General features: G+C 59.2%; 21 protein-coding genes. 1 reads left to right on the top strand and 20 read right to left on the bottom strand.

The window, feature by feature from the left end; genetic code table 11:
- Positions 1 to 54: 54 nt before the first annotated feature.
- The gene (locus PM04_RS06160; protein ID WP_038004674.1) at positions 55 to 1,545 is read left to right on the top strand and encodes a DEAD/DEAH box helicase; all 1,491 of its coding nucleotides are present in this window, start codon (positions 55 to 57) and stop codon (positions 1,543 to 1,545) included.
- Between the two features lie 75 nt (positions 1,546 to 1,620).
- Here the strand turns inward: PM04_RS06160 and PM04_RS06155 are convergent, their stop codons facing one another.
- From PM04_RS06155 to nuoE, 20 genes are all read right to left on the bottom strand, one after another.
- Positions 1,621 to 3,294 (bottom strand): ribonuclease J, encoded by a 1,674-nt coding sequence (locus PM04_RS06155; RefSeq protein WP_038004672.1) that lies wholly within the window; start codon positions 3,292 to 3,294, stop codon positions 1,621 to 1,623.
- The gene (locus PM04_RS06150; RefSeq protein ID WP_038004671.1) at positions 3,294 to 4,070 is read right to left on the bottom strand and encodes a type III pantothenate kinase; all 777 of its coding nucleotides are present in this window, start codon (positions 4,068 to 4,070) and stop codon (positions 3,294 to 3,296) included. The genes PM04_RS06155 and PM04_RS06150 overlap by 1 nt, the downstream gene beginning before the upstream one ends.
- 11 nt (positions 4,071 to 4,081) lie before the next feature.
- The gene (locus tag PM04_RS06145) at positions 4,082 to 4,819 is read right to left on the bottom strand and encodes a biotin--[acetyl-CoA-carboxylase] ligase (protein WP_038005178.1); all 738 of its coding nucleotides are present in this window, start codon (positions 4,817 to 4,819) and stop codon (positions 4,082 to 4,084) included.
- Between the two features lie 42 nt (positions 4,820 to 4,861).
- Entirely contained in the window at positions 4,862 to 6,295 is a 1,434-nt protein-coding gene (gene nuoN / locus PM04_RS06140; RefSeq protein ID WP_038004669.1) for an NADH-quinone oxidoreductase subunit NuoN, read from the bottom strand.
- Positions 6,296 to 6,305: 10 nt separating this feature from the next.
- The gene (locus PM04_RS06135; RefSeq protein WP_038004667.1) at positions 6,306 to 7,856 is read right to left on the bottom strand and encodes an NADH-quinone oxidoreductase subunit M; all 1,551 of its coding nucleotides are present in this window, start codon (positions 7,854 to 7,856) and stop codon (positions 6,306 to 6,308) included.
- Entirely contained in the window at positions 7,856 to 9,973 is a 2,118-nt protein-coding gene (gene nuoL / locus PM04_RS06130; protein ID WP_038004665.1) for an NADH-quinone oxidoreductase subunit L, read from the bottom strand. Before nuoL ends, PM04_RS06135 begins: the two co-directional genes overlap by 1 nt.
- A 4-nt stretch (positions 9,974 to 9,977) precedes the next feature.
- The gene (gene nuoK / locus PM04_RS06125; protein ID WP_038004664.1) at positions 9,978 to 10,283 is read right to left on the bottom strand and encodes an NADH-quinone oxidoreductase subunit NuoK; all 306 of its coding nucleotides are present in this window, start codon (positions 10,281 to 10,283) and stop codon (positions 9,978 to 9,980) included.
- Positions 10,284 to 10,411: 128 nt separating this feature from the next.
- Positions 10,412 to 10,867, bottom strand: a complete 456-nt coding sequence (locus PM04_RS06120; RefSeq protein WP_038004661.1) for a hypothetical protein — start codon at positions 10,865 to 10,867, stop codon at positions 10,412 to 10,414.
- A gap of 2 nt (positions 10,868 to 10,869) precedes the next feature.
- Complete coding sequence (locus PM04_RS06115) at positions 10,870 to 11,484, bottom strand: NADH-quinone oxidoreductase subunit J (RefSeq protein ID WP_038004659.1); 615 nt, start codon at positions 11,482 to 11,484, stop codon at positions 10,870 to 10,872.
- Positions 11,485 to 11,489: 5 nt separating this feature from the next.
- Positions 11,490 to 11,888, bottom strand: coding sequence for a carboxymuconolactone decarboxylase family protein (locus tag PM04_RS06110; protein ID WP_038004657.1), 399 nt, complete (start codon positions 11,886 to 11,888; stop codon positions 11,490 to 11,492).
- Positions 11,885 to 12,379, bottom strand: coding sequence for an NADH-quinone oxidoreductase subunit NuoI (gene nuoI, locus PM04_RS06105; protein WP_038004655.1), 495 nt, complete (start codon positions 12,377 to 12,379; stop codon positions 11,885 to 11,887). The genes PM04_RS06110 and nuoI overlap by 4 nt, the downstream gene beginning before the upstream one ends.
- Before the next feature lie 3 nt (positions 12,380 to 12,382).
- Positions 12,383 to 13,420 (bottom strand): NADH-quinone oxidoreductase subunit NuoH, encoded by a 1,038-nt coding sequence (gene nuoH, locus PM04_RS06100; protein ID WP_038004654.1) that lies wholly within the window; start codon positions 13,418 to 13,420, stop codon positions 12,383 to 12,385.
- Between the two features lie 12 nt (positions 13,421 to 13,432).
- Entirely contained in the window at positions 13,433 to 13,831 is a 399-nt protein-coding gene (locus tag PM04_RS06095) for a hypothetical protein (protein WP_038004651.1), read from the bottom strand.
- Between the two features lie 6 nt (positions 13,832 to 13,837).
- Positions 13,838 to 15,859 (bottom strand): NADH-quinone oxidoreductase subunit NuoG, encoded by a 2,022-nt coding sequence (nuoG, locus tag PM04_RS06090; protein ID WP_038004650.1) that lies wholly within the window; start codon positions 15,857 to 15,859, stop codon positions 13,838 to 13,840.
- A gap of 55 nt (positions 15,860 to 15,914) precedes the next feature.
- The gene (locus PM04_RS06085; protein ID WP_052068220.1) at positions 15,915 to 16,274 is read right to left on the bottom strand and encodes a hypothetical protein; all 360 of its coding nucleotides are present in this window, start codon (positions 16,272 to 16,274) and stop codon (positions 15,915 to 15,917) included.
- Positions 16,271 to 16,666, bottom strand: a complete 396-nt coding sequence (locus PM04_RS06080) for a DUF5333 domain-containing protein (protein ID WP_038004648.1) — start codon at positions 16,664 to 16,666, stop codon at positions 16,271 to 16,273. Before PM04_RS06080 ends, PM04_RS06085 begins: the two co-directional genes overlap by 4 nt.
- Positions 16,663 to 17,958 (bottom strand): NADH-quinone oxidoreductase subunit NuoF, encoded by a 1,296-nt coding sequence (gene nuoF, locus PM04_RS06075; protein ID WP_038004646.1) that lies wholly within the window; start codon positions 17,956 to 17,958, stop codon positions 16,663 to 16,665. The genes PM04_RS06080 and nuoF overlap by 4 nt, the downstream gene beginning before the upstream one ends.
- A gap of 3 nt (positions 17,959 to 17,961) precedes the next feature.
- A complete protein-coding gene (locus PM04_RS06070; RefSeq protein ID WP_038004645.1) occupies positions 17,962 to 18,195 on the bottom strand; it encodes a DUF5337 domain-containing protein in 234 nt (77 codons plus the stop codon).
- Positions 18,196 to 18,202: 7 nt separating this feature from the next.
- Positions 18,203 to 18,916 (bottom strand): hypothetical protein, encoded by a 714-nt coding sequence (locus PM04_RS17625; protein WP_038004643.1) that lies wholly within the window; start codon positions 18,914 to 18,916, stop codon positions 18,203 to 18,205.
- A gap of 27 nt (positions 18,917 to 18,943) precedes the next feature.
- The gene (nuoE, locus tag PM04_RS06060) at positions 18,944 to 20,038 is read right to left on the bottom strand and encodes an NADH-quinone oxidoreductase subunit NuoE (RefSeq protein ID WP_038004642.1); all 1,095 of its coding nucleotides are present in this window, start codon (positions 20,036 to 20,038) and stop codon (positions 18,944 to 18,946) included.
- Positions 20,039 to 20,060: the final 22 nt, after the last annotated feature.

The following is a 20,060-nucleotide window of genomic DNA, read 5'->3' as shown; positions in this document are numbered from 1 at the left end:
CGTCCTCCCCCCGCGGATCAGAGCAATACGGCTCCCCGCTAACAATGGACGCACATGACGACATTTTCCGAGCTCAACCTCGACCCCAAAGTCCTGAAGGCTATCGAAGCCACAGGGTACACGTCTCCGACACCGATCCAAGAAGGCGCGATCAAGCCTGCCCTCGAAGGCCGCGATGTCCTGGGAATTGCCCAGACAGGCACCGGCAAAACCGCCGCCTTTACCCTGCCCATGATCACCCTGCTCGGCAAAGGCCGCGCGCGCGCACGGATGCCACGCAGCCTCGTGCTGTGCCCCACACGGGAGTTGGCAGCACAGGTTGCTGAGAACTTTGACACCTACGCCAAGGGCTCGCGCCTCACGAAGGCTCTGCTGATCGGTGGCGTTTCGTTCAAAGAACAGGACAAGCTGATCGACCGTGGTGTTGACGTCCTGATTGCAACACCGGGCCGTCTGCTGGATCACTTTGAGCGTGGCAAACTGCTGCTCGGTGGTGTGCAGATCATGGTCGTGGATGAAGCTGACCGGATGCTCGACATGGGGTTCATCCCCGATATTGAGCGTATTTTTGAGCTGACGCCCTTCACCCGGCAAACCCTGTTTTTCTCGGCCACAATGGCGCCCGAGATTGAGCGGATCACATCGACCTTCTTGTCGAACCCCGAAAAGATTGAAGTCGCGCGGCAGAACTCGACCTCCGATACGATTACTCAAGGGTTGATCCAGCACACCCCCAAACGCCGCGATATGACGGCAAAAGACAAACGCGAAATCCTGCGCGCGCTGATCGATAGCGAAGGCGACAAATGCAAAAACGGCATCATCTTTTGTAACCGCAAGGTTGACGTGGATATCGTTGCCAAGTCGCTCAAGAAATACGGCTATGATGCAGCGCCTATTCACGGCGACCTGGATCAGGCCCAGCGGATGCGCACATTGGACGGCTTCCGTGAGGGGTCATTGCGGTTCCTTGTGGCCTCTGACGTGGCTGCGCGCGGGCTGGACATTCCGGACGTGAGCCACGTGTTCAACTTTGACCTGCCCAGCCACGCCGAAGACTACGTCCACCGCATCGGTCGCACCGGGCGCGCGGGCAAATTGGGAACGGCGTTCTCAATCTCGGTGCCGTCGGACGAAAAATACCTCACCGCGATTGAGCGTTTGGTGGAAAAGGAAATTCCACGGGTCGAAAGCCCATGGTCCCCACCCGGCGGCGGCAACAAGTCCGTCTCTGACGACGCGGCACCAGAGCAGACCGAAGAGCGCCCCAAGCGAACCCGTTCCCGCGGTGGCCGTGGTCGCAACAAGTCGGAGCGTCCCGCTGAGGATACCGCAGCACAGGCAGCCGCCCCTGAGGCCCAAGCCGATAACGCCGCCCCAGCAGAGCAGCCAGCCCCCAAGCGTGACAATGCAGGTGGCGGACGTTCGCGCGGCGGACGTGGTCGCTCCGGCGGTCAGGACAATCGTGTGGTGGGTTTGGGCGATCACCTGCCCGGCTTCATCGCGCTCAGCTTTGAAGAACGCCGCGAAGAAAACGCAGGCTAACCCCTGCGGCGGCCAGTCCGCACATATCGCATCGTTAGAATTAGAAAGGGCGGGAGTTGATCCCGCCCTTTTTCGTTATTCAGCCGCCAGCCGCGTGATCAACGTCGTGACCTCAGGCTTCTTGCCGATCTGTTCTTTGCAGAGCTGGCGCACCGCACGTTTGACAACATCAGACAGCTTGTCATCATCCGCAGCAGTCCGCCCATCAACGCGCGCCAAGGCTTGGGCCAGTTCATCCTCAAGCAGATCCAAAAGCGGGGCACCATTGGTGCCCACTTCGCTCAGGCCCCGGATATCAACCCAAGCGTCCTCTAGCAGGTCATCGTCCTCATCGACCATCACCGCCACAACCACATGGCCGTTCAGCGCCATTTTCAAGCGATCCCGCACAACCCCGTCGTAGGACCCGACATGTGCGGCACCGTCCAAATACACCCGGCCCGTGTCGACATAGCCCGCGACCGTGGCGGCATTTCCGGACAGGTCGACGATGGTCCCGTTGGGGGCCAACACGCCTTGGCGGCCATTGGCCGTGGCCAGCTTGGAATGGGTGCGCAGGTGACGGTGTTCCCCGTGCATCGGGATCACGACCTGTGGGTTCACGATACCCGTGATCCGCTCAAGGTCGGGGCGGTTTGCGTGACCTGACACGTGGTACAGACCATCCGCATCCGTCACGACATCAACACCCATCTCGCTGAAGTTATTCATGATCTGGGCAACGCCGCGCTCATTTCCCGGAATCGTCTTGGAGGAAAACAGGAACGTATCGCCTTCCTTCAACTCTAGCCCCAGATACTTACCCCGGCTGAGCTGGGCAGACGCTGCGCGCCGCTCACCCTGCGAACCGGTCACGATCAGCATCAGGTTTTCGCGTGGCACATTCTTGGCGTCCTCGGGCGAAATCACGCTGGGGAAATCCGTGAGGATGCCTTCCTCCATCGCGGCCTCGGTCATGCGGCGCATCGCGCGACCCAACAGAACGATCGAACGCCCCGCATCCCGCCCCGCATCCGCCAGCGTTTTCAGACGCGCGATGTTTGAGGCGAACGTCGTCGCTACGACCATGCCCTTTTGAGCCTTGATCAGCTTTTGGATTTCTGGGCCCAAAACCGCCTCAGAGCGACCCGCATGGCCGGTGAACACGTTCGTCGAATCGATCACAAGGGCGCGAACGCCGGGCTTAGACACTTCGGCCCAGAGGTCGGGATCAAACGCCTCACCCACGACGGGGCTTTCGTCCAGCTTAAAGTCACCGGTGTGGATCACGCGGCCCTCGGGGCTGTCGATCACAAGGCCCGCGCTTTCGGGAACAGAGTGTGAGATAGGCAGGTAGCTGACCGTAAAGGGGCCCACTTCGACCGGCTCCATCGCCTCGACCACATGCACATTTTCAGGGGCGTGCCCTTGCTCAATCATCTTGCGCTTGGCGATGTTGGCGGTGAAGGGGCGCGCATAGATCGGCGCGTTGAAATGGCGGTACATGTGGGCCACGCCGCCAACATGATCCTCGTGGGCGTGGGTGATAAAGATACCATCCAAACGGTCCGCCTGCTCCGCGAGCCACGACATATCCGGCAGGATCACATCCACGCCCGGAGTGCTGTCCATGTCAGGAAAAGCGATGCCTAGGTCCACAAGGATAAAGCGTTCTTTGCCTTTGGGGCCGTAGCCATACACATAGGCGTTCATGCCAATCTCACCCGCGCCCCCGAGGGCGAGGTAGATCAGTCGGTCAGGTTTTTTCATTAGGCCTCTAAACTCTCATTATATTTATGTATCACGGTCAGTCCGTGCATTGTCAGGTCCTCTTCGAAAGCATCAAAGAGCGTCTCGGTTTGCTGGAAAAGTGGGGCCAGTCCCCCTGTAGCGATGATCTTCATAGGCGCGCCATGCTCAGCTTTGATCCGCGCGCAAATCTCTCGGACGAGGCCGATGTAGCCCCAGAAAACGCCCGACTGCATGCAGGCGATGGTGTTGGTGCCAATCACGGCCGATGGCTTGCTGATATCCACATGGGGGAGCGCGGCCGCCGCACGGTGCAGCGCCTCAAGGCTCAGGTTCACCCCAGGGGAAATCACACCGCCGATATAAGCACCGTCATGGTCTATCACATCAAACGTTGTGGCGGTGCCGAAATCGACAACAATCAGATTGCCCCCAAATAGATCGTAACCTGCGACGGTGTTTACAAGGCGGTCTGACCCAACGGCAGTCCCGGCGTCCACCCGTGTTTCGACCGGCAGGGCACAACCCGGCTTGCCCACAACCCTGGGGCGGCAGTCGAAATACCGGTCGCACAGCACCCGCAGGTTAAACACCACACGCGGCACCGTAGATGAGATGATCGCACTGTCGATCCGCGCAGCCACCCCTTGCAGCAGCATCATCTGGCTGATCCATGCGAAATACTCATCCGCGGTGCGGGCATGATCCGTCGACATCCGGTAGCTCGCCACGAAGTCATCGCCGTCCCAGATGGAAAAGACGGTGTTGGTATTTCCGCAATCGATGGCAAGAAGCATGGCTGCCCCCTTTAGAAAAATACGTCGCCCGCCGAGATCATTCGCTGGCCCGCCGCGGTCCGTAACACCAGTTGCCCCTCCGCGTCCACGGTCTCGAACGTGCCGTGGTGGGTCTCGGTGACGGTGCGCGCGTGGATCGGCTCACCCAATTTGGCGGCATTGGCCAGCCAGCGGGTACGCACAGCGTCAAAGCCGTAGGTCAGAAATTGCGCCTCAACGGCGGCGAAGGCGGGCGCCAAAAGATCAAGAAATGCCTCGGGCGTGATGTCGGTACCTGTCTCGGACAAAAGGGACACTGGCGCAACCGCACCGGTTTCGACCTCAGCCTGCGTTGGGGCGGCGCGCAGGTTGACACCGATCCCGATGATCAGGGTCTCGGACGGGCCGCTTTCTAGCAAGATGCCCGCCAGTTTGCCCCCATTCAACAGCACGTCGTTGGGCCACTTAAGCCGCAGCCCCTCGGTCCGGCCCGTGGCGGCGATCAACGCGTCCTGTAACGCAAGCGAGGCCACAAAGCTGCGCAGCGCCCGATGCGCAATCGCGCCACCGGGGCGATAGACCAACGATGCTGCAAAGTTGCCCGCCGGATTGGACCACGCGCGCCCGCGCCGCCCCTTGGCTGCGGTTTGCTCTAGCCCCAAAAACCACGTCGGCCCCGCGATATGCGGGGCTTGGCGCGCGGCCTCTAGCGAAGTGCTATCAACGGTGGGGAGGATTACCTGCCCGACACCCTCGGGCCAGCGCGGGATCACGATGCGTGACCCCCGCGATGGGCACAACCAATCCGCATCTTAGCGGACCAGCGTTTCGGCAGCCGCTGCCGCAAGACCTTCGATCCCAAACAGGTTTACGATGCCCAAGACCATGATCGCAGCACAGCCAACCATTGCCACCCATTGGATTGCAGGCATCGCTTGATCGAGGGGCTCGCCCTCCGTGCCGAAGTACATGAAATAGACCAGACGCAAGTAATAGAACGCACCGATAACCGATGCGACAACGCCCAGAACCGCAAGCCAAAACAGGCCCGCGTCCACGGCGGCTTGTAGCACGTATAGCTTGCCAAAGAAGCCCAGCATCGGCGGGATACCCGCAAGCGAGAACAACAGAACCAACAGCGCCAAGGCATGTGTCGGATGCGATTTGGACAGCATGTTGAGCGCGGCAATATCCGTCACGTCCCGGCCATCCCGGCGCATGGACAGGATAAACGCAAAGGTCCCGATGTTCATGGTGACGTAGATCGCCATGTAAATCAGCATCCCCTGCACACCCGCAGCCGTACCAGCCGCAAGACCCATCAAAGCAAAGCCCATGTGCGCAATCGAAGAGTAAGCCATCAGGCGTTTGATATCGGTCTGACCAATCGCAGCGATCGCACCTAGGAACATCGACGCCACAGCCAGCAGCGCGATGATCTGCTGCCAGTCAGCGACAACACCACCAAAGGCATCATGCACGACGCGGGCAAATAGCCCCATGGCCGCGACCTTGGGTGCGGTCGCAAAGAACGCGGTGACAGGCGTGGGTGAGCCTTCGTAGACGTCTGGTGTCCACATATGGAAGGGTGCTGCCGAAACCTTGAACGCAAGGCCAGACGCCATGAACACGAGGCCGAACAGCAGCCCGAGCGAGATGTCGCCCTCAGCCGCGGCAATGATGCCTGCGAAATTGGTCGTGCCCGCGTAGCCGTAGGTCAGCGACGCACCATAAAGCAACAGACCCGAAGACAGCGCGCCCAACACGAAATACTTAAGCCCCGCTTCAGTCGAGCGAAGGTTATCGCGGCGCATAGACGCCACTACGTAAAGCGCCAAAGATTGCAGCTCGAGCCCCATGTAAAGGACCATCAGATCACCGGCGGAAACCATGGTCATCATGCCGACAACTGCAAGTGTGACCAACACGGGGTACTCGAATTTGAGCATATCGTTGCGGGTCATGTAGTCTTGACCCAGCAACAAAACGGCCGCAGCGCTCAGCAAGATCGTCACCTTGGCGAACCGCGAAAATGCGTCATCGGTGAACATGCCGCCAAACGCCATACGGTCAGTGTCACCGGACACGCCGATCCAGAATGCCATGGCCACGAACAGGCCGGCGGTGGCCCACAAAATCGGCAGGGCCAGTTTGTCCTTGCCGGTATAGACCGCGCCCAACAGGGCCCCCATCGCGAACAGCGACAGCAGGATTTCGGGCAGGATGATGTTGAGGTCAGCGCTCATCACGTGCGTCCTATTGGCTTGCGGCGGCCACAGCCGTGACGGTATCCGTCACGAGGGTCGCGGTTTGATAATCAGCGACAAGAGCCTCAACCGAGGGCCCGATGATGTCGAGAATGGGGGCGGGATAGACGCCAAAGAGGATCGTCATGACGATCAACGGCGCAAAGATCGCGCGCTCACGCGTGGTCATGTCCGTGATCGATTTGAGGCTTTCCTTGATCAGATCACCCCAGACAACGCGGCGATAGAGATACAGCGCGTAACAGGCCGACAAGATCACACCGGTCGTCGCGAACATTGCAATCCATGTGTTGTATTGGAACAAGCCCATCAGCACGAGGAATTCACCGATGAACCCCGAGGTGCCCGGCAAGCCCACGTTGGCCATCGTGAACAGCATGAACACCAACGCGTAGGCCGGCATCCGGTTCACAAGACCCCCGTATGCATCAATCTCACGAGTGTGCATCCGATCGTAAATCACGCCGACACACAAAAACAGCGCGCCAGACACGAACCCGTGGGAGATCATCTGAAAAATCGCCCCGTCAATGCCCTGCTGGTTGGCCGTAAAGATCCCCGCCGTGACATAACCCATATGGGCCACGGACGAATAGGCGATCAGCTTTTTCATATCGTCCTGCACCAACGCCACCAGCGAGGTGTAGATAATCGCGATCACGGACAGCCACATGACCATCGGTGCCAGCAAGTCTGATGCCACCGGGAACATGGGCAATGAGAACCGCAGGAATCCATAGCCCCCCATTTTCAGCAAGATAGCCGCCAGAACGACAGAGCCCGCTGTGGGCGCTTGAACGTGGGCGTCGGGCAACCAAGTGTGCACCGGCCACATGGGCATCTTCACCGCGAATGACGCAAAGAACGCAAGCCACATCATGGTCTGCAAACCGCCGACGACATGGATGCCCAGGACTGAAAAGCTCTCGGTTGCGAAGGTGTGGGTCAGCAGGGTCGGAATATCCGTGGTGCCCGCGTCAACGTACATCGCAACCATCGCCACCAGCATCAATACCGAACCGAGGAGGGTATAGAGAAAGAACTTGAAGCTCGCGTAGATGCGGTTCTTGCCGCCCCAAATCCCGATAATCAGGAACATCGGGATCAGTCCTGCTTCAAAGAAAACATAGAACAGGATCAGGTCGAGCGCGCAGAACACGCCGATCATCAGCGTCTCAAGGATCAGAAGCGCGATCATGTAATCTTTAACCCGGTGGGTCACATCCCAACAGGCGGCGATCACCAGCGGCATCAGGAATGTCGTGAGCATCACGAACAGAACCGAAATGCCATCAACACCCATCTTGTAGGTCAGACCCAGCAGCCAAGTGCGTTCCTCAACAAACTGGAAGTCCGTGTTTTGGGCGTCAAACCCGGTTAGCAACCCGATCGAGAACAGGAACGTGAATACCGTAGCACCAAGGGCCAGCCACTTGGCATTGCGTTGTGCAGCGGCGTCATCGCCGCGCAAGAACAACGCAAGGATCAGCGCGCCCAACAATGGGGTGAACGTGATAAAGGAGAGGAGGTTGTTTTCCATTATTTCGCCCCTCCGGCGATCGTCATGTATGTGACCAACACAACGATCCCAATGACCATCGCGAAGGCATAGTGGAACAGATAGCCGGACTGTGCCCGACCCGCGAGACGGGTGATGAAGGGAATGATTCCCATCGCAAGCCCGTTGATACCGCCGTCAATCGTCGCCTCATCGCCCTTTTTCCAAAGGAACCGGCCAATGGCTTGGGCGGGTTTAACGAAGGCCGCGTCGTAGAGTTCGTCGAAGTACCATTTGTTCAGCAAGAACAAGTACAGCGGCTGCGCCGCCTCAGCCCATGCCTTGGGCCATTCGGGGCGTTTGATATAGCCAACCCATGCCGCGGCAAAGCCCAGCAACATCGCAATGAACGGAGATACCTTGACCCATTTCGGAACGACATGCGCGTCGTGGATCATGGTGTTGTCATCGCCGATGTAGATGCCACCGTGGCCTGCTTTTTGGGGTGCGCGCTCGGCGTGGTCTTTGTCGCCTGCGGCATGGGCCTGTGCGATCAACGGGATCACATTGGTTGCGGCATGATGCTCACCATACGCGCCACCCTCATGGGTGCCAAAGAACTTGTCGACCTTGGCTTGGCTGCCGAAGTACGGACCATAGAACACCATGCCCGCGAACACGGCACCAATCGCAAGGATACCAAGCGGGGCAGTCATTACGAGGGGACTTTCATGAGCATGCTCATGGGTATGCTTGTCGCCGCGCGGCGTGCCGTAAAATGTCATGAACATCAGGCGCCAGCTGTAGAAGCTGGTAAACAAGGCTGCGACAACCAGCATCCAGAAGGCGTAGCCCCCGGCGGTGCCTGCATATGCGCTCTCGATGATGGCGTCCTTGGAGACAAAGCCCGCGAAGCCGACCGGAAAGCCCACGTATAAAAGCGGGATACCCACACCTGTAATGGCCAATGTACCGATCATCATCGCCCAGAACGTCAGGGGGATTTTTTTACGCAGGCCGCCATAGTTGCGCATGTCTTGTTCGTGATGCATCGCGTGGATCACGGAGCCCGCACCCAAGAACAGCATCGCCTTAAAGAACGCGTGGGTGAGCAAGTGGAACATCGCCACCGAATAAACGCCAAGCCCTGCCGCCACGAACATGTAGCCAAGCTGGGAACACGTCGAATAGGCGATCACGCGCTTGATGTCGTTTTGTACAAGACCCACGGTCGCTGCGAAAAAGGCTGTGGTCGCCCCGAGGAACACCACAAACTCCATCGCTTGGGGCGCAAATTCCATGAGGGGGGACATGCGGCAGACAAGGAACACACCCGCCGTTACCATTGTCGCGGCGTGGATCAGGGCCGACACGGGCGTCGGGCCTTCCATCGCGTCGGGCAACCATGTGTGCAAAAGCAACTGGGCCGATTTGCCCATCGCGCCGATGAACAGCAAGAAGGCGATCAAGTTGGCCGCATTCCAGTCGGACCACAAAAAGCGGACGGTTGTGTCGGCCAGCTCAGGCATCTTTTCGAAGATCACCGCAAACTCGACACTGTCGGTCAGCAAAAAGATCCCGAAGATCCCAAGCGCGAAACCGAAGTCACCCACGCGGTTGACCACAAATGCCTTCATCGCGGCCGCAGACGCCGAAGGCTTGCGCCAGTAGAACCCGATCAAAAGGTAGGAGGCGACGCCCACGCCTTCCCAACCAAAGAACATTTGGATCAGGTTATCCGCCGTCACGAGCATGAGCATCGCAAAGGTAAAGAACGACAGATACGCAAAGAAGCGCGGCTTGTAGCTTTCGCCATCGCGCCACTGCGGATCGTGGTCCATGTACCCAAAGGAATATAGGTGCACGAGCGCCGATACAGTTGTCACAACGATCAACATCGTCGCCGTCAACGCATCCATCCGGATCGCCCAATCTGTCGCGAGGCTGCCGCTTTCGATCCAGCGCAGGATCGTTACCGTGTAGAACCCGCCGTCATGCGCGGATGCGTCGAACGTTACGAACACGACCCAAGACAAGATCGCCGCAAGGAACAAAAAGCCCGTGGCAACCCACATCGCCAGTGTTTCACCGATCCACTTATAGCCAAAGCCACAGATCAGGGCGCCAACGAGGGGCGCAAATAGGATAATCGTTTCCATGATCTTAGCCCTTCATCACGTTGACATCTTCGACCGCGATTGTCCCACGGTTGCGGAAGAAGCAGACAAGGATCGCAAGGCCAATTGCGGCCTCAGCGGCGGCTACTGTCAGAACGAACAGCGTAAACACCTGCCCCGTGAGGTCGCCCAAAAATGCTGAAAACGCCACGAGGTTGATGTTGACCGCAAGCAGCATCAACTCAACGCTCATCAGGATAATGATGACGTTCTTGCGGTTCAGAAAGATGCCGAAAATCCCGATCACGAAAAGCGCTGCCGCCACCGTGAGGTAATGTTCCAAGCCGATCATGTCGTCCCTCCGGAGCGCGTTGGCCCCTTGTCTTCATTGTGGGCCTTTGCGGCCCGGTGGTCTTACTCATGCCCAAAAAATCTTTTGAAAGATTTTAGGGCGAACAGTTTTTCACTAAAAACTGTCTGCTAGTTCAGAACGAAAGGCATCATGGCCCCTCGCATATTGGGATAGAGGCTCGCGCAAGCGCAGGGCTCTGTTGTCATATCGGACAGCTGCGTGTCCTCACCGGTGTTGGCCAAATCGTCCGCCAATCCCTCAAGCGAGAACAGCGAGGGATGCCGACGCGTATGACGCTCAATAATCTTTTGGCCCGCATCCCGGCGATCAAACTGCCGCGCGCCAACGTTTTCTTCACGCAGACGGGTGGTCAGAACCCGCGCCATGCTACAATCCGCAACGTAGGCATCCACATAGACGCCTTCTTGGCTCCACCACTCGGCCCAAGCGACGCGGCCCGCGCCAAGGTCACGATGCTCAGCCTCACCACCGTGAGAGACATGGGTCGTGCGCGTACACTGCCCAAGGTCCAAGGCTGCCGCAGGCGCAGCCAGGGCAAACGATATGGAGGCCAAACGGAACAAGATTACAGCCCCTGCCCCGGTTTGACGTCTTTGATTTCCATGGTCTTGGCTGGATCGCGGTACATCTGGGCCAGAACGTTCTGGCGTTTGATGTCTTGGCGGTGGCGCAGGGTCAAAAGGATCGCCCCGATCATAGCCACGAGCAGGATCAAACCCGACAGTTGGAACAGCAGGAAGTATTGATCATAGAGGATCATCCCCAGCGCTGCCGTATTCTCCATCTCACCGCGTTCAATCGCACCAAGGTTTGCAGCCGTCGACACGCCGTCCGCAGTTTCCCAAACACCAAACGCAAGCGCGAGTTGCATGAGCAAGACGACACCGATCAAACCCGCAAGCGGCACGTATTTGGCCATTTCGGCCTTGAGAGCGGCAAAATCGATGTCCAGCATCATCACCACAAACAAGAACAACACCGCGACAGCACCGACGTAGACGATGACCAGCAGCATCGCCACAAACTCAGCCCCGACCAGCACGAACAGGCCCGCCGTGGACAGGAATGTCAGGATCAGCCACAGGACCGAGTGCACAGGGTTTCGCGCGACAACGACAAAAAGCCCCGCCGTCACAGTTGTGATGGCAAAGAGGTAGAAAGTGATCTCAGCAATCGACACAGGGCTTACTCCTCGGACCCGTCCAGAACAGACGTCGCCAGTTCCATCGCTTTGTTCATCGCGGGCACGCCACCGAACATGGCCATCATGCCGATGGTTTCGGCGATCTCTTGATGGGTTGCGCCTGCCTCTTTGGCGTGGCGCACCGTCAGGCGCACCTGCGCCTCTGCTTGCGCGCCGTGCACCGTCAGCCCGGCCAACGTCAGCAGCAGCTTGGTCTTGGCATCCAGCCCCTCGGGGTTGGCGCCCTTACCAATGGTGGCTTCCATCATTTCGGCAGGCATCGTGGGCCACAGCTTTTCAAAGCCCTGAGGCGTAAAATGTTCCAGCGCGGGGTTCAGCGCCTTGGCCATAGCTTGGCTTTGCTCAAGGAACGCGGCGAATGGGTTCTTGGGATCAATCATCGGTACGGCGCGTCCATTTCAAGGTTGCGGGCGATGAAGGCTTCCCAGCGGTCCCCGTTTTCCAAAAGCTTGTCCTTGTCATAGAACAGCTCTTCGCGGGTCTCAGTGGCGAACTCAAAGTTCGGCCCTTCTACGATTGCATCCACGGGGCAGGCTTCTTGGCAGAAACCGCAATAGATGCATTTGGTCATGTCGATGTCATAGCGCGTTGTCCGGCGAGAGCCGTCTTCGCGCGGTTCGGCGTCGATCGTGATGGCCTGAGCCGGGCACACGGCTTCGCAAAGTTTACAGGCGATGCAACGCTCTTCGCCGTTGGGGTACCGGCGCAGCGCGTGTTCACCACGAAAACGCGGGCTGATGGGGCCCTTTTCGTGCGGATAATTCACCGTGGCCTTCGGCGCGAGGAAGTATTTCATTCCCAGCTTGAAGCCCTTGAAGATGTCGGCCAGCAAAAAGTACTTCGCGGCCCGTCCGTAGTCGATCTGCGTCATGTCCTATGCTCCCACGGCCCAGCGGGCCCAAAAGCCGCCAAGCACTTCGAATTTTGCAAGGAACGCCACAACCACAACCCACGCGAGGGACATCGGCAAGAAGACCTTCCAACCGATGCGCATCAATTGGTCGTAGCGGTAGCGGGGCACGATGGCCTTCACCATCGCAAAGATAAAGAAGAAGAAGCCCATTTTCGCAACCATCCACAGCGGGCTGTCAGGCAAGAATGGGAAGGGCGACAACCAACCGCCAAAGAACAGCAGCGAGATCAGCGCGCACATCAGGAAGATCGCCATGTACTCACCTGCCATATACAGCAGGAACGGCGTGGAGGAGTATTCAACTTGGTAGCCCGCGACCAGCTCTGATTCAGCCTCCGGCAGGTCGAACGGAGGACGGTTCGTTTCAGCCAAGGCGGAGATAAAGAACAAGAACACCATCGGCAGATGCGGCAGCCAGTACCAGCCAAAGAACCCGTAGTCAGTGTCTTGAGCCGCGACGATAGAGCCGAAGTTCAACGAGCCCGTCGAGATAATCACCCCGATGATGATCAGGCCGATAGACACCTCATAGGAGATCATCTGCGCCGCAGAGCGCAGCGAGCCGAGGAAGGGGTATTTCGAGTTCGACGCCCAGCCACCCACGATCACGCCGTAAACCTCCAGCGAGGAGACCGCGAAAACGTACAAAACAGCGACGTTAATGTCAGCAACCGCCCAACCCGTGTTGAACGGGATCACCGCCCACGCGATCAGCGCGAGAACGAATGTGATCATCGGCGCCAGCATGAACAACGTGCGGTCAGCGCCTGAGGGGATGACGACTTCTTTGACGACGTATTTCAGGAAATCCGCGATAATCTGGAGCAACCCAAACGGGCCAACGACGTTCGGCCCCTTGCGCATCTGCACAGCGGCCCAGATTTTCCGGTCGCCGTAGACAAGGAAAATGAGCGAAACCATCACAAAGCCCACAACCGCAAGGGTCTGAGCCAAGATCAGCACCGCAATGCCGGCGGGTGTGGTGAAGAATTCAGCCATCTCTAGTCGTCCCTATACCGTCGGAATGCCCTGATCGCGGCAGTTTTCCACCACAACCTCAGCATCAATCGTTCGTACGCCCTGCGGGAGCGCCGGTGAGACGGTGTAAACCGCATCGCCGCTCCAGATTCCACCCTTGTTGTCCACAGATGTGCGGACGTGACGCGCAAAACCGAAGCCCCGGATCAACGCATATTGTGCAGCTGCGCACTTTGCATACTCCGCGACGTCTGCGCCCGTGCGCGCGCCTTTCATCTCAACAAGGAAATTCACGAGGTCGTTGTCCAGTTTGCGTGTCTCAAGCCCGACATACACGGGCCTAAAGGTGTCTTGTGTGGGCGGCGTCTGCGGCGTGCAGGCCCCAAGGGCCATCGCACCGCAGACAAGGGCCGGTCTAAGGCCCACCGCCATCGTGTGTTACTCCGCAGCCATGGGCGCGTCTTGGCGCGCTTTGGCGTTGGCCGCGAGTTCGCCCATCAACTGGCTTGCCCGCGCAATTGGGTTGGTCAGGTAATGCTCCGAAATTGCGCGCGCGAACGGCGCGTCGGTCATTTTGCCCTCGGCCTCCCGCGTCCATTCGTTTTGCGCAACTTCGTCGATTTTCTTGAGGTGCGGCACCGCCTTGACCAAGGCCTGACGCAATTGCGCAAGGCTGTCATAGGGCAATGGTGCGCCCAGTTCACCCGACAACGCCCGCAGGATCGCCCAGTTTTCCTTGGCCTCACCGGGGGCGAAGCTCGCGCGCATCGCCAGTTGAGGGCGGCCTTCGGTATTCACGAACAGACCGTTTTCCTCGGTGTAGGCGGCGGCGGGCAGGATCACGTCTGCGCGGTGCGCGCCTCGGTCCCCGTGGGAACCTTGGTAAATCACGAACGGCCCGGCGGGGATATCACCCTCATCCGCGCCAAGGTTGTACACCACATCAGCGCCATCCAGAGCCGCCGTGATGCCGCCATCCGTGGTCGCGCCGACATCCATCGCTCCAACACGGCCCGCTGCGGTATGCAGAACCAAGAATTTGGATTTGGTCGCATCCGCCAAAGCCTGAGCAGCAGCCAAAACCGCCGCACCGTCTTCGCGCGCCAAAGCGCCTTGGCCGACAATGATCAACGATGGCTTGTCAGCAACATCAGAATGATCTTTTGCCAACAGCTCCGTCAAAGCGGCGGGACCGGTGCCCAGATGCGCGTGATCAAACGTCAAATCGACCACTGGCCCAACGACGTCCACGTTTGCGCCTCGCGACCACGCCTTGCGAAGACGCGCGTTTAGCACAGGCGCCTCATCGCGTGGGTTGCAGCCGATAAGCATGATCGCTTCTGCAGTATCGATATCTTCGATCGACGCGGTCCCGACATAGCCGGAGCGGTTGCCTGCGGGCAACTTCGCACCATCGGCACGACACTCGACCGCGCCGCCGTGGCCTTCGACCAATGCCTTGAGGGCAAAGGCCGCCTCGGTGGGGGCCAAATCACCCACAACGCCAGCAACCTTCCGCGCGCCCTTGATCGCCTTGGCGGCGGCTTGAAGCGCTTCACCCCAGCTGGCGGGCTTTAGCTTGCCGTCGATACGCACGTAGGGTTTGTCCAAACGCTGACGGCGCAGACCATCCCACACGAACCGCGTTTTGTCGGAAATCCATTCCTCGTTCACGCCGTCGTGGTTGCGTGGCAGGAACCGCATGACTTCACGACCCTTGGTATCAACCCGAATGTTTGAGCCAAGCGCGTCCATCACGTCGATGCTCTCGGTCTTGGTCAGTTCCCAAGGGCGAGCCGTAAAGGCATAGGGCTTCGACACCAGCGCGCCAACGGGGCACAGGTCGATGATGTTGCCCTGCATGTTCGAGTTCAACGTCTCACCCAGATAAGACGTGATCTCGGCATCTTCGCCGCGTCCCGTCTGGCCCATCTGATGGATGCCCGCGACCTCGGTCGTGAAGCGCACGCAACGGGTGCAGGAAATGCAGCGCGTCATGTGGGTTTCGACCAATGGGCCGAGATCCAAGTCTTCGGTGGCGCGCTTTGGTTCCCGGAAGCGGGAGAAATCAACGCCATACGCCATGGCTTGGTCTTGCAGGTCACACTCACCGCCCTGATCACAGATCGGGCAATCCAGGGGGTGGTTGATGAGCAGAAACTCCATCACCCCTTCACGGGCCTTTTTGACCATCGGGGAGTTGGTTTTAACGACGGGGGCCTGACCTTCGGGGCCGGGGCGCAAATCGCGGACCTGCATCGCGCAGGAGGCCGCAGGTTTGGGCGGGCCACCAACGACCTCAACCAAACACATCCGGCAGTTGCCAGCGATGGAAAGACGCTCGTGATAGCAGAACCGCGGCACCTCGATCCCGGCCTCTTCACAGGCTTGGATCAGGGTCATGGCACCGTCGACTTCGACCTCATGGCCGTCGATGTTCACTTTCCTAAGGTCGCTCATTTTCGTCGTCCTTCATCATACTTCGCGCGCCGTGTCTGGCGGCGCTGGCTTGGGCTCAGCGTTTGGTGCAGCGCCCTGCAATCGTCAATGTGTCATTCGCCCCTAATTCCAAGGCCTCAAGCTCTTGGTACGGGGATTGTGTCCAGGCGATATCCGATCCGCCGAACACGCCGAGGCAATACTTAACCGCTTCGAACTCGCCCGCCTCTTGGGCGCCTGCCAAGCTGCGCGACGCGCCCCGGACATCGACGGTAAAGTCGCGGCGGTCTTGGCTGGTGCTGTCGACGTCGGTGCGGAACCGGATGCCGTCAAACAACACCCGCTCTGAGCGCAGCGCGCGGTCTTGGCCAATGCCAAACCAGCCACAGCCGGACAGGCTTGCGACCAAAGCGGCGATCACCAGTGCGCGGATCATTGAGCAACACCCAACAACAGCTCACCAATGCCGGTGCCTTCGGCGATCTCGATCTGACCCGCGGCACAAATCTGATCTTCGGTCACCGTGCCACGCAGGTTATGCTTGGCCACAAAGGCATCCTGCAACACTGCCACGTCGGCAGAGGGGTCTTGCATCTGATCCTCAAGGTTCGAAGGCTCAAACCCGTCCTTCGTCAGTTGCACCAACACGCTTTCGCTGCGCAGCGCGGCTTTGCCCAGATGGATCGATAAGGTCGAACACCGAACAGCCAGCATCTGAGCGGTCGAGGTTTCCATGACCGTGGACACGAAATACGTGGGCGCCGGGACTTTTTCAGCCGCAAACGCGGGTGTCGCGAGGCAACACAGGAGGAGAGAGGCGCGGATCATTCTGCGGCTACCGCACTAACGCGGCCCTTTTTCTGGGCGATGATGCGATCTTCGATCTCATCCCGGAAGTTGCGGATCAGGCCTTGGATGGGCCACGCGGCCGCATCACCAAGGGCGCAGATCGTGTGGCCTTCGACCTGCTTGGTCACGTCCAACAGCATATCGATTTCCTCAACCTCAGCTTCGCCTCGGACCAAGCGGTCCATGACCCGCATCATCCACCCCGTGCCTTCACGGCAGGGCGTACATTGGCCACAGCTTTCGTGTTTATAGAACTTCGAAAGACGCCAGATCGCTTTGATGATGTCGGTGGAATTATCCATCACGATGATCGCCGCAGTCCCGAGGCCCGAGCGTTGCTCACGCAGGTAGTCAAAATCCATGATCGCGTCGCGCATGTTTTCGCCACGGATACAGGGCACCGAGGATCCGCCTGGGATCACGGCCTTGAGGTTATCCCAACCGCCACGAATACCGCCGCAATGGGTCTCGATCAGTTCTTCAAAGCTGATCGACATGGCCTCTTCGACAACACAGGGGTTGTTCACATGGCCCGAAATCGCAAACAGCTTGGTGCCAGCGTTGTTGGGGCGGCCGAATTGCGAAAACCATTCCGCGCCGCGGCGCAGGATGGTCGGCACAACGGCAATGGATTCGACGTTATTCACCGTCGTGGGGCAGCCATAGAGACCCGCACCCGCAGGAAACGGCGGCTTCATGCGGGGCATGCCTTTTTTGCCCTCAAGGCTTTCGATCAGCGCGGTTTCTTCGCCACAAATGTAGGCCCCTGCCCCGTGGTGCAGGTAAATCTCAAAGTCCCAACCGGATTTGCACGCATTCGGGCCGACCAGACCGGCGGCATAGGCCTCATCGATAGCGGCCTGAAGCGCCTCTTTTTCGCGGATATATTCGCCACGAATGTAGATGTAGCAGGCATGCGCATTCATCGCGAACGACGCGATCAAACACCCTTCGATCAGGGTGTGGGGATCGTGGCGCATGATCTCCCGGTCTTTGCAGGTGCCCGGCTCGGATTCGTCCGCATTGACGACAAGGTACGCAGGACGGCCATCACTTTCCTTGGGCATAAAGGACCACTTAAGCCCCGTAGGAAAGCCCGCGCCGCCACGGCCACGCAGGCCCGACGCCTTCATGATTTCAACGATCTTGTCACGGCCCAAACCGATCAGATCCTTGGTCCCGTCCCAATGGCCGCGCTGTTGCGCGCCCGCTAGGGTGCGGTCGTGCATTCCGTAAAGGTTGGTGAAGATCCGGTCCTGATCTTGCAGCATGTCCTAGTCCTTTTCGTTCTGGCGCGCACGCCAGATGCCAATCGTCACGATAAGGGCCCAGATAAAGGCCCCCAGCGCCGCCAGATCAAACAGCAACGCAAAGCGGGTCGATATCCCCACCTGCGCGCCAATGAAATTCGCCCCCATCCAGAGCACCATCGTGGCGACAAGCACGATAGCGACCAGTTTGGCCTGTTTGGCCGTGCGGACGGAGGCGTCCGTGTTGCGAGGTGCCATTTACACCTCAGTATACATCGCCTTTGTCGACCTTCTTGGAGAACTCAGTCTCCCCTCCGGACGCCAAAAGCTTGGCCTGCGCGACCCAGTCATCACGGCTCACGCGGCCTTTGAAGCCAACAAGGTTTTGATCCACCCAAGCGACCTCATCTGCGGTCCACGCCGCGATTTGATCGAAATGGTAAAACCCAAGGCTGTTGCAGGTCTGCTCCAATTTTGGGCCGACCCCTTTGATACGTTTCAAATCATCTGCACCCCCCGCGCGAGCTGCTGCCAAGGCTGCGGGCTTGGTACCTTCGCCTTCCGCAGCGGCCGGTTTGGCTGGCGCGGGTTTTGGCGCAGGCGTAGGTGCCGGGGCCGCTTTCTTAGGGGCAGGCGCAGGTGCCGCGACGTCGTCGGTTGCATCCGCGGTTGCCGTGTCCATCGCGGCGGCGGCTGCCGCTGTCGCGGATGTGCGGGCGGCCGATGGCGCATCAGGCGCGGCTGTTGGCGCAGGCGCGCTGCTCACGGCGCGAACCTCAGACAGGTGCGGCAGGTCTCGGCACAACGTCAGCGACAACAGCACCCCAAGAACCACAAAACCGACGGCGCCCATGAAGGCGCCCTGCAAAAACATCCATCCGCTCATGGAAATCAAAACGGCCGCAACGACCACACCAAATAACGCAGCAATCCCCCAACAGGTGATCGCGCAGGTCAATTTGCTAGATGATTTTTCCATTATTAACTTCTCCCCGTTAAAAGCGCCTTATTCGTTGGCGTCCCCCTTCTTAACGCGAGATGCGATTTCTGTCTCCCCTCCGGCGGCAAGCGCCTTGGCTTGGGCAACCCAAGTGTCCCGAGTGACCCGACCTTTGAAGCCTTCAAGGTTCTGATCGACCCATGCGATCTCATCCTCGGACCACGCTGCGATCTGGTCAAAATGATAGAACCCGAGGGAGTTGATGAGCGTTTCCAGCTTGGGCCCAACGCCTTTGATCAGCTTAAGATCGTCGGCCTTGCCGTCCCGCGCCGCCGTCAGGCCAGCAGGTTTGGTGCCCGGTGTCGCCGTGTCGGCGGCTTTTTGCGCCTTTTTCGGCGCCGCTGGCTTTGCCTTGGGCTGTGCCGCTGGCTTTGCGGACGTGTTGGCCGCTCCATCATGGATCCACGGCGTCAACAGAGGCACCTCGGTTCCGTCGATCCGTTTCACGGTATCGCCAATATCGGTGGCCAGTTGTACAGACGCGTTGCCCGCAGCCTTACCCGCCTCATAGGATTTGAGGCTGGTCAAACCGCCCAACGGCTCAGAGCCGTAGCGACCATTCTGCGGACCCGGGGTCGGCACGCGACCAGCGCGCAGCTCATCCAAGATGGTCGCGAACTTTTCGGCCGTAAGGTCTTCGTAATAATCCTTGCCGATCTGGGCCATGGGCGCGTTCGCGCAGGACCCAAGGCATTCGACCTCTTCCCACGACAGCTTACCATCGTCCGAGATCACATGCGGGGCCTTTGCGATCTTGTCCTTACAGACCGCGACCAGATCCTCTGCGCCACAGATCATGCACGAGGTCGTGCCACAAATCTGGATATGCGCCACCGCGCCCACCGGCTGTAGCTGGAACATGAAATAGAACGTCGCAACCTCAAGCGCCCGGATGTAGGCCAGATCCAACATCGCAGCGACATGTTCAATCGCGGGACGGCTTAACCAGCCCTCCTGCTCCTGCGCGCGCCACAACAGCGGAATAATCGCCGAGGCCTGACGACCCTCGGGGTATTTCTTGATCTGGGCCTCGGCCCACGCGTGGTTATCCGGCGTGAAGGCGAAACTCTCAGGTTGGTCTTTGTGCAGGCGGCGGAGCATGTGGTCGGTCTCGTTCTTGTTT

This window comes from Thalassobacter sp. 16PALIMAR09 (assembly GCF_000765485.1).
Taxonomy (GTDB): domain Bacteria; phylum Pseudomonadota; class Alphaproteobacteria; order Rhodobacterales; family Rhodobacteraceae; genus Thalassobacter; species Thalassobacter stenotrophicus.
The sequence above is the reverse complement of the archived record's forward strand: the minus strand, read 5'-3'. Positions and strand labels throughout refer to the sequence as shown.

Excerpts from the sequence above, each read along its gene's own strand:
- PM04_RS06160 (WP_038004674.1), top strand. The coding sequence starts at position 55 with ATGACGACATTTTCCGAGCTCAACCTCGACCCCAAAGTCCTGAAGGCT.
- PM04_RS06155 (WP_038004672.1), bottom strand. The coding sequence starts at position 3,294 with ATGAAAAAACCTGACCGACTGATCTACCTCGCCCTCGGGGGCGCGGGT.
- PM04_RS06150 (WP_038004671.1), bottom strand. The coding sequence starts at position 4,070 with ATGCTTCTTGCCATCGATTGCGGAAATACCAACACCGTCTTTTCCATC.
- nuoN (WP_038004669.1), bottom strand. The coding sequence starts at position 6,295 with ATGAGCGCTGACCTCAACATCATCCTGCCCGAAATCCTGCTGTCGCTG.
- PM04_RS06135 (WP_038004667.1), bottom strand. The coding sequence starts at position 7,856 with ATGGAAAACAACCTCCTCTCCTTTATCACGTTCACCCCATTGTTGGGC.
- nuoL (WP_038004665.1), bottom strand. The coding sequence starts at position 9,973 with ATGGAAACGATTATCCTATTTGCGCCCCTCGTTGGCGCCCTGATCTGT.
- nuoK (WP_038004664.1), bottom strand. The coding sequence starts at position 10,283 with ATGATCGGCTTGGAACATTACCTCACGGTGGCGGCAGCGCTTTTCGTG.
- PM04_RS06110 (WP_038004657.1), bottom strand. The coding sequence starts at position 11,888 with ATGATTGATCCCAAGAACCCATTCGCCGCGTTCCTTGAGCAAAGCCAA.
- nuoI (WP_038004655.1), bottom strand. The coding sequence starts at position 12,379 with ATGACGCAGATCGACTACGGACGGGCCGCGAAGTACTTTTTGCTGGCC.
- nuoH (WP_038004654.1), bottom strand. The coding sequence starts at position 13,420 with ATGGCTGAATTCTTCACCACACCCGCCGGCATTGCGGTGCTGATCTTG.
- PM04_RS06095 (WP_038004651.1), bottom strand. The coding sequence starts at position 13,831 with ATGGCGGTGGGCCTTAGACCGGCCCTTGTCTGCGGTGCGATGGCCCTT.
- nuoG (WP_038004650.1), bottom strand. The coding sequence starts at position 15,859 with ATGAGCGACCTTAGGAAAGTGAACATCGACGGCCATGAGGTCGAAGTC.
- PM04_RS06085 (WP_052068220.1), bottom strand. The coding sequence starts at position 16,274 with ATGATCCGCGCACTGGTGATCGCCGCTTTGGTCGCAAGCCTGTCCGGC.
- PM04_RS06080 (WP_038004648.1), bottom strand. The coding sequence starts at position 16,666 with ATGATCCGCGCCTCTCTCCTCCTGTGTTGCCTCGCGACACCCGCGTTT.
- nuoF (WP_038004646.1), bottom strand. The coding sequence starts at position 17,958 with ATGCTGCAAGATCAGGACCGGATCTTCACCAACCTTTACGGAATGCAC.
- PM04_RS06070 (WP_038004645.1), bottom strand. The coding sequence starts at position 18,195 with ATGGCACCTCGCAACACGGACGCCTCCGTCCGCACGGCCAAACAGGCC.
- PM04_RS17625 (WP_038004643.1), bottom strand. The coding sequence starts at position 18,916 with ATGGAAAAATCATCTAGCAAATTGACCTGCGCGATCACCTGTTGGGGG.
- nuoE (WP_038004642.1), bottom strand. The coding sequence starts at position 20,038 with ATGCTCCGCCGCCTGCACAAAGACCAACCTGAGAGTTTCGCCTTCACG.